This is a genomic window from Vibrio sp. Y29_XK_CS5 (assembly GCF_024181835.1).
Taxonomy (GTDB): Bacteria; Pseudomonadota; Gammaproteobacteria; order Enterobacterales; family Vibrionaceae; genus Vibrio; species Vibrio harveyi.
Genome location: NZ_JAMZAM010000002.1, coordinates 695,383 through 708,710 on the forward strand (window position 1 = coordinate 695,383; position 13,328 = coordinate 708,710).

The 13,328-nt window shown below is 44.5% G+C and carries 12 protein-coding genes; 8 read left to right on the forward strand and 4 right to left on the reverse strand.

Translation table 11 applies throughout. The features are described 5' to 3' along the window. The first annotated feature begins 41 nt into the window (after positions 1-41). The 4 genes from NL647_RS13335 (at position 42) to NL647_RS13350 (ending at position 4,858) form a co-directional block, all read left to right on the forward strand. Entirely contained in the window at positions 42-1,253 is a 1,212-nt protein-coding gene (locus tag NL647_RS13335) for an HD-GYP domain-containing protein (protein ID WP_005444470.1), read from the forward strand. 323 nt (positions 1,254-1,576) lie between these two features. Further along, positions 1,577-2,203, forward strand: coding sequence for a LysE family translocator (locus NL647_RS13340; RefSeq protein WP_005444463.1), 627 nt, complete (start codon positions 1,577-1,579; stop codon positions 2,201-2,203). A 207-nt stretch (positions 2,204-2,410) separates the two neighbouring features. After that, the gene (locus NL647_RS13345; protein ID WP_253650253.1) at positions 2,411-3,955 is read left to right on the forward strand and encodes a YjjI family glycine radical enzyme; all 1,545 of its coding nucleotides are present in this window, start codon (positions 2,411-2,413) and stop codon (positions 3,953-3,955) included. 21 nt (positions 3,956-3,976) lie between these two features. Continuing rightward, entirely contained in the window at positions 3,977-4,858 is an 882-nt protein-coding gene (locus tag NL647_RS13350) for a YjjW family glycine radical enzyme activase (protein WP_239969268.1), read from the forward strand. Positions 4,859-4,874: 16 nt separating this feature from the next. Here NL647_RS13350 and NL647_RS13355 read toward each other — a convergent pair whose 3' ends face one another. Further along, positions 4,875-5,831 carry a LysR family transcriptional regulator gene (locus NL647_RS13355; protein WP_239969270.1) on the reverse strand — a complete coding sequence of 319 codons (957 nt, stop codon included), beginning with the start codon at positions 5,829-5,831 and terminating at the stop codon, positions 4,875-4,877. A gap of 339 nt (positions 5,832-6,170) precedes the next feature. Between NL647_RS13355 and NL647_RS13360 the strand changes: the two genes are divergently transcribed. Together NL647_RS13360 and NL647_RS13365 are read left to right on the forward strand one after the other, a co-directional pair. After that, the gene (locus tag NL647_RS13360) at positions 6,171-6,938 is read left to right on the forward strand and encodes a TerC family protein (RefSeq protein ID WP_009702297.1); all 768 of its coding nucleotides are present in this window, start codon (positions 6,171-6,173) and stop codon (positions 6,936-6,938) included. Positions 6,939-7,106: 168 nt separating this feature from the next. Then, entirely contained in the window at positions 7,107-7,709 is a 603-nt protein-coding gene (locus NL647_RS13365; RefSeq protein ID WP_009698095.1) for a 2OG-Fe(II) oxygenase, read from the forward strand. A 93-nt stretch (positions 7,710-7,802) separates the two neighbouring features. Here NL647_RS13365 and NL647_RS13370 read toward each other — a convergent pair whose 3' ends face one another. Beyond that, positions 7,803-9,062 carry an HD-GYP domain-containing protein gene (locus NL647_RS13370; RefSeq protein WP_253650254.1) on the reverse strand — a complete coding sequence of 420 codons (1,260 nt, stop codon included), beginning with the start codon at positions 9,060-9,062 and terminating at the stop codon, positions 7,803-7,805. 292 nt (positions 9,063-9,354) lie between these two features. On the opposite strand from NL647_RS13370, the gene NL647_RS13375 reads away from it, so the two are divergent. Continuing rightward, positions 9,355-9,987, forward strand: coding sequence for an SDR family NAD(P)-dependent oxidoreductase (locus NL647_RS13375; RefSeq protein WP_053052749.1), 633 nt, complete (start codon positions 9,355-9,357; stop codon positions 9,985-9,987). Positions 9,988-10,024: 37 nt separating this feature from the next. On the opposite strand, the gene NL647_RS13380 is transcribed toward NL647_RS13375, so the two are convergent. Both NL647_RS13380 and NL647_RS13385 read right to left on the reverse strand, forming a co-directional pair. Continuing rightward, positions 10,025-11,395, reverse strand: coding sequence for a GGDEF domain-containing protein (locus tag NL647_RS13380; RefSeq protein ID WP_199828291.1), 1,371 nt, complete (start codon positions 11,393-11,395; stop codon positions 10,025-10,027). A 65-nt stretch (positions 11,396-11,460) separates the two neighbouring features. Continuing rightward, the gene (locus NL647_RS13385) at positions 11,461-11,958 is read right to left on the reverse strand and encodes a hypothetical protein (RefSeq protein WP_029789407.1); all 498 of its coding nucleotides are present in this window, start codon (positions 11,956-11,958) and stop codon (positions 11,461-11,463) included. 162 nt (positions 11,959-12,120) lie between these two features. Between NL647_RS13385 and NL647_RS13390 the strand changes: the two genes are divergently transcribed. Beyond that, the gene (locus tag NL647_RS13390; protein ID WP_253650255.1) at positions 12,121-13,314 is read left to right on the forward strand and encodes an iron-containing alcohol dehydrogenase; all 1,194 of its coding nucleotides are present in this window, start codon (positions 12,121-12,123) and stop codon (positions 13,312-13,314) included. Positions 13,315-13,328 lie beyond the last annotated feature (14 nt).

Sequence of the window (13,328 nt, forward strand, 5' to 3'; positions counted from 1 at the left end):
TAATGCGTTTGCTAAATAATAAGTGTTAACAAGTTGCGCGTATGCAGTACAAACCAGAAGACTCAATAAAAATAGCGATCGCAGACGTCAGTATCGGTATGTTCGTTACTGCGATTGAACAGAACAAACGTGTCAACCTCGCGAATGCTGGTCGTGTCTCTACGGAGCAGGGCATCAAAAAACTGCATGCGAGCGGCGTAAAGTACGTTTGGGTCGATCAGAAACTCTCAGCGCAGCAGTGCGTCTTTAAGCCTGTTGAGGAAGAGCATGACATTACGTTGTCAGCTTCTGAAATCACGACCACTCCTCAAATCCAGCGAGCGTTCCGTTCCCGCGAGGCGCAGCACAAGCGTGCCAAAAAACTGATTGCGGAAGCGAAGTGTTTAGCGCAAAAGCTGCTGAACCAAACCTTTGAAGGAAAAATCATTGAGGTCAACGAGATTGAATCGTGGGCCGATGACATGATTGACAGCGTATTCATCGATTCTGATGCACTCCAATGTGTATCAGCGCTGCGCCAAAAAGACAGTTACCTTTTGGAGCACTCAGTGAATGTCGCTTGTTTGTTGGTTTCTTTCGGTAAGCATTTAGGGCTAGACAAAGAGACGCTGAAACAACTTGCGATCGGCGGCATCATTCATGATGTTGGTAAAATCAAAGTTGATGATGAGATCTTGCATAAACCTGCTCGCTTAACACCGGAAGAATTTGAACACATGAAACTCCACCAAGTGTTTGCAGGTGAGATCATTGTTGGCGTTAAAGGATTGAGTAGCGTGAGTCGTGATGTGTGCTTGATGCACCACGAGAAACTTGATGGTACTGGTTACCCACTGGGCTTATCAGGTGAGCAAATTCCGATGCATGGGCGCATGAGCTGTATCGTTGATATCTATGATGCATTGACGGCGGATCGCGTCTACAAAAAGGGCATGAGCTCGGCAGAAGCGTTTAAAATCTTATTGAGTTTGACGCCCTTCCACCTTGATCCCGACTTGGTGTACAAGTTCATCAACTGCATAGGTGTGTACCCTGTGGGCTCGATAGTACAATTGAGTGATGGTCGAGTTGGCATTGTGTGGACATCCAACGATTCTCAGCCACTTAAACCCATCGTGAAGTGTTTCTACTCACGTAAGTATAAGCGTTACATCGATGTTGCTATGGTAGATTTAAAAAACAGCTCACATTCGGTTGAGAAAGCAGTAGCGCCATCATCGCTAGAAGTGGATCCAAAACCTTTCTACGATTAAGCGCAATTAAGGTGGGTTATTCACAATATCTGTCGAGTAACGAATCGCTTTACACGGTTGCATATTACCAGTATGTTGATTGCATAACTAAACAGCTCAAAGTGGACTAGAAGCGAGGCAAACTGAGTTTTTCTACTTAGCTTGCTTACTCATAGGCTTTATTAAAAGCTAGGTTGGTTTTGAGCCTGTTCAGTTATCGTCGTTCAGCTTTCATAAAAGCTATGTGGTGTCTTTCCGCGTTACGTTTCATGGATAGAAACGTCGAGAAAGGCAAGTAGGCTACACGATCTGTACCCCCATCAACACATTGGAAAGGAGCGCCAATGCAACTCGATACTTGGATCTACTACACCCTTGCGATACTTGTTCTGACTGCCTCTCCTGGTCCTAGCTCGCTGCTTTGTTTGAGTAAGGGCGTCAGTAATGGATTTCGCCATGCCTTTGCGACCGCCCTTGGTAGTCTGACGGCAATTACCATAATTCTTACCTTATCTTTTACTGGGCTTGGCGTCGTTATCGCCTCTTCAGAACTGGTGTTTAACATCATTAAATGGTGTGGTGCTGCGTATCTTATTTGGCTTGGTATTCAAGCATTACGCTCTAAACAAACGGATTTCTCACAAGCGCAACCGGAGCAATCTTCTTCGAATTATTTAAGCGCATTTACCAGTGGTTTTATTGTGGGTTCGAGTAACCCGAAAGCCATTGTGTTCTTTACCGCGCTGTTTCCTCAATTTATTGACCCATCTGCATCGTTATTCACTCAATATATTGTCTTTGCTAGTACCTTTGTGGTGTTTGAACTGAGCTGGCTGACCTTCTATGGTTTGCTGGGAGTGAAAACATCGGATTGGTTATTTGCGAAAGGACGAGCGAAGTTATTCAATCGTTTAACGGGCGGTGTATTCATTAGCGCGGGCGTTATGTTGTCGACTGCGCATCGTAGCTGAATTGATAATTATTTCGCTAAGTTATTAAAACTTAGGCTAAATTAGCAAAATCTTATTTCCAAAATGGAAATCAACTTTTTGGTTTTTTTCATTAGTGGCAAAGACTCTCAAGGCGTAGAATTCAACGCGTCCTTTCAACCAATGCTCAAAAGTGAGCAGACGATTTGAAAGGACGTATTCGTTGTATTTTCTCCAGGAACATCTTAGATGACTCAAAGCCTTTCTGATCTTCAGCAGCGTTTCCTTGCTATCGCGACCGATAGCAACTTATCTCCAAAACAGAAATCAAACTTTCTTGCTTTGGAAGCCGAAGCCACAATTCCATATATGACCGTCTCTGACGAGGTAAGCCAAGCGATGCAGCAAGGCGTCATATGTGACATGTTTGAAGGTCACGCGCCATTTAAGCCGCGCTATGTTTTGCCAGATTACGCAAAATTTCTTTCTCAAGGTTCTGAATACTTGGAGTTAGCTCCAGCAGAAGATTTTGATGATGCGATCAACATGTTGACCATCATTTATCATCACGTGCCTTCGGTAACCAACATTCCCGTTTACCTTGGTCAACTTGATGACGTGCTAATGCCTTACGTGGGTGACCTAACTGACGAGCAAATATACAAAAAACTGAAACACTTCTGGGTCATGCTTGATCGCACATTGCCAGACGCGTTCATGCACGTGAATATTGGTCCTACGGACAACATCATTTGTCGTACGATTTTGAAAGTTGACGCAGAGCTAAAACAGATCGCGCCAAACTTAACGTTCATGTACGACAAAGCAGTTACACCAGACGACCTGTTAAAACAAGCAACACAAAACATTTGTGAGTGCAGCAAGCCGCACATCGCAAACTACCCAATGCATGTGAGCGCGTACGAAGGTGGTCGCTTTGGTATCGTGAGTTGCTACAACTCTCTGCCATTGGCTGGTGGTTCAAACACGTTAGTGCGTATGAATCTAAAAGAAGCGGCGAATCGTGCAGATAACTGTAAAGATTTCTTCAACAACGTTCTGCCAGAATACCACGGTTTGATGGTTGAGTTGATGGATGCTCGAGCTTCACATTTGCATGAGAAATCTGAATTCTTTAAAGGCTTTCTAACGCAAGAAGGTCTGATCGAAGAGTCTCGTTTTGCGCCAATGTATGGCATTTATGGCATGGCAGAAGCGGTAAACGTATTGCTAGAGAAAGAGGGCAATGCGAGCCGTTATGGTCAAGACACAGCGGCAAATGAGCTAGGCCATAAGATCTCTGCGAAATTGGCTGAATTGGTAGAAAGCACATCAGTGAAATTTGGTTTGGAAGGCAAAGCGCTACTGCACGCGCAAGGTGGCATCAGCTTAGATTTGGACGTGACGCCGGGTGTGCGCATTCCTTACGGCAACGAACCAGATCCAGTGTCTTACGTGCAAGCGACGGCAGGTCATCACCAATACTACCGTTCTGGCATCAGTGACATTCTGACTATCGACGAAACCGTGAAATCGAACCCAGAAGCGATGTTCAACCTATGTAAAGGCGCATTGAATGCTGGTTACCGCGAGTTTACGGCAAACGTAGCATCGAACGACTTGGTTCGCGTGACGGGTTACATGGTGAAGCTGTCTGATATCGCGAAATACGATGCAGAAGGTTCACGTACTAATACTACATTCCTAGGCGCAGAAGCGGCGAAGAACACTGGTATTTTGGAGCGTTCTCCACGTGTGGTGAGTCATGAAATGTCACCGATTTACGCTAAGTAATTGGTGACGGATAAGAATAAGATGGCTAGACGATCGGAACACCTCTTGGCTAAGGTAACTCGTATCCTTCCGTTCTCTTGTGTTGATGGACCTGGAAACCGTCTAGTCATCTTTCTACAGGGTTGTAACTATCAGTGCATCAACTGCCACAATCCGCACACAATCAATCACTGCAACCATTGTGGTGATTGTGTGAGCGAGTGTCCTGTTGGCGCACTGAAGTTCGACAAAAGCAACAACGTTGTTTGGCTTAAAGAGGAGTGCACCCACTGCGACCGTTGTATAGAGATATGTCAGCACCAATCTAATCCAAAAATTACTGACTACTCTGTGGAAGCAATGCTCGATTTGATACGAAAACAGCGCTTTTTTATTAGCGGTGTGACGGTATCCGGTGGGGAATCTACCTTACAGCTTCCTTTCATTATTGCGCTGTTTAGAGGGATTAAACAGGACCCTGAATTGCAACATCTTACTTGCTTCATTGATAGCAATGGCTCTTTATCTACCGCAGGTTGGGAAAAAGTCCTACCGTATATGGATGGGGCGATGATCGACCTAAAATCGTGGCAAAGTGAAACGCATCACTGGTTAGTAGGGCGGGATAATCACCGTGTATTTCAAGCAATTCAGTATTTAGCCGAAGCAAGCAAGTTGTATGAAGTGCGTTTACTGCATATTCCAGGTAAGAGCGATCTCGATACGGAAGTCGCAACAGTTGGGCACTATCTGCAAGCGTTACCTGAATCAGTCAACATTCGTTTGAACGCGTTTCAGCATCATGGTGTAACAGGCGAAGCCCTTGGCTGGGAGAAATGCTCTCAGGATGAAATGGAGCGCTTCCACGCTCAATTGAGCCAATTCGTTAGCAAACCAATGACCATGCCATCGGTCTACGTGTAATGCAGCGGGGATAACTTTAGAGTTTATTCACTCTTGGTTTGCTGCATCCTCCCAAGGTTTCACAAGCCTTAAGCACTTGTTGTTGTAGCCATCTTAAAGCGGGATCGTTGAGGCTCGCTTTGTTCCACACCAAGCTATACGCCACTTGTCCATATTCGAACGGCAATGGTCTTTCTACTAATCCTTTCGCTTGTAGTGCCATTTGTGCCCAAAGCTTTGAACAAGTGAACAGATAATCTGAGTGGTGACACATCACAGCTGCGGACCCAAAGTCCGCCACGTGCATCGCGATACTGCGTTTGGCGTAGCGCTGAGTTAAGTTCTGCTCAAAGTAAGGTTGAGATAAGTCTTTATCGTGAATGCCAATGTGCCTAGCACACAAGTAGTTTTCTACCGAGAGAGCTTCTTTTGACAATGGGTTGTTACTGCCCATCAAACAGATCATCTCATCTTCCAAAATCGTTTGCCAAACCAAGTCTTTATTATGCGTAGGTGGTTGGCTGATATCGTGCGGCAGAATCATAAAGTCCACTTGTCCACGGATTAAAGAATCAAAACTCATCTGCTCTTTCGCGTAGACGTTCAATTGTGCTCGACTGCCCATTTGTTGAGATAGGTTTTGTAGCATTGGTGCGAAAATTTCAAAGGTACTTTCACGCATCGCCAAAGAGAAGCGACCTTCGTAATACGCAGGATTGAATGAGCCTTGATAAAGCAAACCGTTCATACTGGAAAGAATGCCGTGTACCGAAGGACCGATGTTTAGAGCAAACGGCGTTGGAACTAAGCGAGTACCATCGCGGTAAAAAAGGTCATCTTTAAGAATGTCGCGCAATTGGCTTAGCGTTTTACTCACGCTAGAAGGGGTCACGCAAAGCTGTTCTGCTGCTTGAGTCACACTGTGTGTTGTGAGCAACATGTGCAATACGGTGAGGTGTTTAAGGCTAATGCGTGAGAGTGTTATGTAATCCATTCGTAAGACTAACTAGTGTGATTTTTCTCAGTATATCAAAATATTATTGTGAAACATTTTTTTACGATTGTTGAAGCACGCAAAAAGAGGTGTTTCTTTTCGTGTTCTACATAAAGATTTGGCTCAACTGGGCACTTTATGGGGGTGAGTAGTGGCAATAACCCTTAGAGGACGAAAGATGGTTGACATAAGCCTGACAAAATAGGGGATTGCGAACAAATAGGAGAGGTGATTTACTCAACTTTCCTAAGTAACAGAGGTTTAAATAAACTTAATGGACGACCCCTTTAGTCGACTGAACAATTCACTGTATGGCTTCCAATCATCGGAGGCGTACTCATGTTAGAACTTTTCATGCAACCAGAAGCGTGGGCTATCTTCGCTACCTTGTTTGCTCTTGAAGTTGTCTTAGGCGTTGATAACGTCGTATTCATCTCCGTTCTGTGTGAACGATTACCACAACACCAGCGTAAACTTGCCCGAAACCTAGGTATCGGTCTTGCCGTTATGGCTCGCATTGTTTTGGTGTTCTCGATCTCTTGGATCATGCAGCTTACTCAGCCGTTAATCAGCTTTAGCGACTACGCATTTACTGGTCGTGATTTGATTATGATTGCAGGTGGTGCGTTCCTGTTGGCGAAAAGCTTGAAAGAGTTGTGGAGTTGGTTAACGCATACAGAACACGGTCACTCGACTCATGTTCGTACTGGTCTTGCCGTGGTTCTATTGCAGATCGTTGCAGTTGACGCTGTGTTCTCAATGGACTCGGTGATCACCGCAGTTGGTTTAACGAGCGAGGTACCTATTATGGTGGCGGCAATCATCTCGTCAGCAATTGTAATGGTATTAACGGCGGAGAAAATCAACAATCTAGTGACGCGTTACCCGGGCTTTAAGACACTTGCTCTACTGTTCCTAGTATTGCTAGGTGGTCTGTTGATGGCAGAAGGTTTTGCTATTCACATCAACAAAGGTTACGTGTATTTCGCGATGGCGTTTGGTCTAGTGTTGGAAATGTGTCATATCCAGCTAAAGAAAAAACAACGCCCAGTGATTCAACGAATTCGTCCAATCCGACCTCGTTCTGTTGCGCTTCAAACTCGATAATTGAAACGTAGCAACTGAACCAAACTGAGCCGCTCTTGAGAGCGGCTTTTTTACGTCTGTATTCTGTGAACTGTGTGGATTTGTCGTGTCGATAGAAAATGGAATTTGTTGTTGTAGCACGGATTTCTTATATAGACCGCCCAAACCTATACGAGTGAACAAAATAGAATGAACAAACTGATCGACGCGTTATCGACGCACGGATACTACATCTGGGATGATTTTATTTCTCAAGAGGAAGTGGCTGAGCTGCGTGACTGTATTCCTGATGATTGGAAGAAAGCACGTATTGGTCGTAACGACGACGTGACTCGTATTGAAACCATTCGCAGTGACAAGATCCAATGGTTGAAACGCGACATGGGTGCACCAGTGGCGTCTTTCTTAGACAAGATGGAAGAGATCCGTTTGGAAGCAAACCGTCATTTCTTTCTAGGCTTGTTTGAGTACGAAGCGCACTTCGCGAAATACGAGAAAGGTGACTTCTACCAAAAACACCTCGACTGCTTTAAGGGCAATGAAAACCGCCGCCTAACCACGGTGTTCTACATGAATGAGTCGTGGAGCGAAGAAGATGCAGGTGAGTTGGTGGTGTACGATTTGAATGACAACAAAATTGCGACTATTCCACCGCGTTCTGGTCGTCTGTTCGTGTTCCTATCTGAGCAATTCCCACACGAAGTGTTGCCGACAAACGCTGAGCGATTCAGTATTGCAGGTTGGTTCCGTATTAACGGTGTCAAAGATAACCAGCTGGACATCGCTCACTAGACCTTATTATTGTGGTCGCGTTGAAATACGTTTGAAATAACAAAGGGACGCCAATCTGGTGTCCCTTTGTTTTATTTTGTTTACGGCTTGGCGTTAAGCTTGAGTGGAGAGCTCATAACACGTTTGCATGTGTGATGACAAAACTCGATATACATCAGCACAGAGCTTACCTGATTTGATCTGCTCATCCATGATGATGGCGATTTCTTGTGGCGTCATGCGTCCACGGTAGGGACGATCTTGAGAAAGTGCTTGAAAGACATCTGCGACCGCAATAATGCGCGATGGTACGTCCAAGGCTTCACCTGTTTTATGGTATGGATAACCTGAGCCGTCTAAGCGCTCGTGATGATTGGAAGCCCATTCAGCAATTTTGGCGTTAGGAAACACTTTATGCAGTGCTAACTCTGTGTCCACGGTGTGACGTTTAATTCGAGTGTATTCGTGTTTGTCCAGCGGTCCTTCCTTATGAAGGATCTCATCCGGAGTTTTGAGTTTACCAATATCGTGAACGAGTCCAGCAATAAAAATCATCTCTTGTTCGTGCTCATCCAACCCCATTTTCTTCGCCAAGTAACGAGACAGTTCAGCGACCTTTTGTGAATGTTGATAAGTAAAAGGGCTCTTGGCATCAACAATACGAGCTAAGAACAAACCCAAGCTGTTCATGTCTTCTATGGTTAGTTGTTTTTGCAGCCAGTCTATATTCTCAAATTGAAGTCCAATCGTTTCGATATGCTCTGACTCCATCGCAAACCAAAACGCATCTGTCATGATCAATTGAACCATCGCGTCGCACATGTCTGGGTTAAACAGCGTGCCCGCATTTGCCATTACACACTCGGCAATCAGTTCCTCATGCAAGGTGACAAGGTCGCTATGGCAGTTAGATACGTAATACGCACGCATAAAATCGAGACGATCAGAAAGGTAAAGCAGTGCAGCTACGTCTTTTTCAAATGTCGGAAGATCGATCTGTTCGAGTTCTTTCCAGTGCGTATGATGATAAAGAATTGGCGTTGCGAATTGAGTGAGCAACCGACATTGCTTAAGCGTGTGGTAGCCACGGATGCAGTGCGCTTTGGCGTCTTGAGGAACAAGCTGTTCAAGCAGCATCATGTGCTCGCGGGTCTCGGAAACTCCGCAGTCGTGGATCATGCCAGCAAAGTAACAGAACTCTGCTTTTTTGATGTCCCAACCTAAGGTGATCGCACATTGATAGGCAATATAGGCGACTCGATGGCTATGGTGTGTATCGTCTACGCCTACGTAATCTAACGCACGCGCTACCCAGATCAGGGCTTGTTTTAGATCGACTTCAAACCCCGAGATGGAGTGGGAAGAATGCTTCATTGTAATTACCGACGTTTTTACTCGCCTGTGCTTATTTTATTTTGATTTTTTAGGGGAATGCGACAGCGAACTGATACCTAAAAAGGGTGCACATGGCTTAGTTATAGTTATGCCGAGAATAATACTGCTTGTCGCACGTAAAATTCATCCGAAGCCCAGAACTCTTGGTCATTTCTTTGAACTACGTATTGATTTCGAAAGATTTCTCCTTGTTCGATTGACTTCCTTTGAAAACCACACAAATAGTGATGTAAAGTATTCTCATTATCATGTGTATTGTGAAAGGTAAGTTATGAAAAGAGTCGTTATATGGGGCGCGAGCAGTGGTCTTGGTTTGGCAGTTGCGCAGTATTTTGCTGATAAGGGTACTCAAGTGATTGGCGTAGCAAGAAATCCAGATAAGAATCCGGAATTGAAGACGATATGCCACTCGACCTTTACGTGTGATGCAACGGTAGCGGCTGAGGTGAATGCGGTTGTCGAGCAGCTTAATCAAGATGACATCATCATCAGTACTATGGGCAGCTTTCGTGCGGATATTCCGGTGGATTATCTTGGTCATCGCCATCTTATCGACGCTGCTTGCCACGCTTCACTGAAACGTTTTGTATTGGTGACGTCTCTCGGTTGTGGTGACAGCTGGCAGTATCTCTCTGAACGCTCTAAAGCGGGCTTCGGCGGTGTCGTCCGGGAGAAGTCATTGGCAGAAGCATGGTTACAGACTAGTGATTTGGACTACACCATTATTCGCCCAGGTGGTCTTAAAGATGGTGACGTGACAGGCAACGGTGTTTTGGTCGAGCCGAAAGAAGTGCACGGATTGGTATATCGTCAAGAAGTTGCTCGTTTGATTTTTGACATGCTTGAAGACGGCAGAGGAAGCGGAGAGATCTTCCATTGTGTCGATCCAGAATTAACGTACTAAATGTGCTAAGCGAATGAATCAAAAACAGGGAGAGTGTTTAGGCGCTGTCCCTGTTTTCATTTGAATACAATGCGACTTGGTCTCGCCCTAAATTTTTAGCAGCATACAGTGCCTCATCGGATTCATCTAGCAGCCCGTTTGGGTTGATCGCATCAGCTTGAGTTCGTTCAGAAAGGCTAACTCCTATAGAGACTGTCAGATATTTAGGTTCCGGTTCATCTTGATGAATAATCTTGAGCTGCTTTATTCTTCCTCGTAACTGATTGCCTTTTGCGATCGCTTCTCTGGCATCATGTACTGGCGCTAATACAACGAACTCTTCACCACCCAGTCTCAATGCATAACCATGGCTTTGAGCGGCAAAAGATTCCAAGGCGTCGGCGACGCGCTTAAGCGCTTTGTCTCCCTCTAAATGCCCTCTATGGTCATTAAACTCTTTAAAGTGGTCTATATCGATAAAAAAACAGGCGATAAACGTTTTATTAGCTTGATAGCACAGAGAGCGGAACGAGGCTTCAAGTGAACGCCGATTGTACAAGCCGGTAAGAGGATCGTGCTTAACCATTTCATCTAACTCTCTGTTTTTTCTTACTACTTTATCTACAAGAAGGCTAAATGCACGAGCAAGATCGCCTATTTCGTCTTTTCTCTTCATGTTAGGTACTTGCAATAGGCTTATAGCCTCAAAGTTCTGACGCATAAAGGTCGATAAGTTCTTAATAGGAGAGGAAATATGGTAAGACAATAAGAACAAGAGAGGATATGAAATCATCATGCCCAGAACAAGTTCGCGAATAGAGTCCATCAAAAATGCATCACGTATGTCACTAACCAATTCGATGTCATAAAGCAGTTCGATATTACCTTGATTATTCCCTGTTAATGGCAAAGTTATGTAGAGAATATTCTTGTCGAAACTGAGATGGCTTTCTCCAACGATACGACAGGGTGCTAGGTCTAGCGTGTAGTTCTTTTTCAACTCCTGACTGAGGTGGAATTGGTTTTGAGCGTCATTAAGGCGCGCGAGCAGATAGTTCACTTTAATACTGGACTTTGAGCCAGCATTTTTAACGGAGGTTAATCTAGCAATGCGTTGCTCCAAGTCTTGCTCAAACGTGGGAGGGTAGTCAGTCCGCCAGATTTCGTCTGCGTTGCGATTATAGGTAACAGACATGGGAGTATTAGTTACAGAGGAATAACCATTGACGTAAAAATAACGGAGATCAGTATGCATTTTTAATTGGTTTTTAAAGCTAGGCAGCATTAGGTTGGCATAGTTACCCCCGTGCACCGCGTCACTCACATGGTGAACAAGTGCACTTGCGCTTTGTTCGCGAGAGGTAATCGTCGTCTTTACGATCGTGTCCATTGAGTTATGAAAATTGTAGTAACCCAAACCGCCGATCATGAGAATGACGAGAACAAAATGCGATAGGAATATCTTTATTCTTATTGAAGTTCCCACGTGATGAATTACTCATTAAACACATCAATAATCGGAACGGCACAAGTTCCGTTTATGCAAATGTCCTTATATCCGTTATGACATCGATAGCAAGCTTCGACCCTTAATGATGGATGGCGATCTGATATGTCATTGCCTCGTCGATCATAACTCCCATAAAGTGCCTCACCAGCCAGATGCTCGGTGACAAAAATAATGTCCTCCTCTTCGTAAATTGCGACAGCGGTTAGACCGTCGGAGTAAGGACCATGGTTTTTATAGGCTTCGACTTTGTGTCTAGGAACGTAAATATTCAAGTTGGTACCTTTGCCTTGATTGGTCCAGTTGTACATTTTCACTGTTTCTTGAATGAAGGTTGGTGTACTTGGCGGCAAAACGACATTTCTTCCTGGTATAACACTTTGTTTTACCAGTACTAGTTGCTCAAAGTTGTTAGGGAAGCTCGCTAACGAGTTTCCGAAAGCAGAGCTTGAAAAAGCAAGCAAAACAAACAGCTTATATTCCATAGCTCGCCCTTATTCATTAGTACTTAAGTTATAGAGTAGTAGATAAAAATTGGTTTTGATGGGTTAAAAACTGAGACACATCAATACAAAATTCTGTGAACTCCTCACTCGAATTGAGTAGAAAAGCAACTAGAATAAAAGCTCAAAACAAAAGGACTTGTTATGTTAAAACATCTGCTTTATCGCGGTTATACCAATGGTTTGAAAGCCGCCGCCTATGTACTCCCACTCCCTAAACCGACATTATTCTCTGGTGCTGGCAGCCTCCATGAATTGACGGAGGCGATTGCTGATCTTGGTTTTAAAAAGTTGCTTCTTGTGACTGATGACGGCTTAGTAAAAATTGGTATGGCGGAGCAGGTAATAGAAAGCGCGAAAGCCAGAGGTTTAGACGTTGTGCTGTTTTCTGAAGTAAAACCAGATCCCACATACGATCAAGTAGAGACTGGATTAACGATGTATTTCGACTCAGGATGTGACGCGATTTTAGCGCTTGGCGGTGGTTCTGCCATGGATTGTGCCAAAGTCATCGCAGCCCGGGTGACAAACAGGAAATCCATTAAGAAGCTTGCTGGTTTGTTTCGTGTGTGGAGAACTCCTGCGCCTTTATTTGTGATTCCGACAACGTCTGGTACTGGATCTGAGGTGACGATTGCTGCTGTTGTTTCTGAACCAGACACCCACCACAAAACCCCATTAATGGATCCGAAATTGGTGCCTTTAATGGCCGCATTGGACGCGAATTTACTGGTTGGTTTACCAGCAAAGATAACGGCTGATACGGGTATTGATGCGTTGACACACGCGGTCGAAGCTTTCATTTCCCGTAATGCGACTGTTGATACCAAAGCCTATTCGATTGCGGCTATTAAGTTTATCTTCAAGTACTTACCTCAAGCCGTAGAAGACGGAAGTAATATTGAGGCTCGAAACAAAATGGCAATGGCGTCTTACTATGCTGGGTTAGCCTTCACCAAAGCGAGTCTTGGTTACGTTCACGCATTCGCGCATAACTTGGGTGCCAAGTATGGCATACCTCACGGAATGGCGAATGGTCTTGCTTTGCTCCCTGTCCTTCGATTTTCTTTCTCTGAGATTGAGCCACAACTGACAGCCCTAAGTGAAGCCTTGATCGGAACGCAAGGTGAGGATAGAGCGAGTGCACAAGATTTCATTCATAGGCTAGAAGATTTGTATAACGCAATTGGTATCGAACAAACATCGCCACTGTTGCAATCCTCTGATACTGGAGAGTTAGTGAGTTTGATCCTTAAAGAAGCGCACTGGAATTATCCTGTTCCTAAATTTATGAATGAAGAGGAGTGCGCCCAATTGCTTGCAGAAATTAGAGTTTAAAAAAGTTATGTACA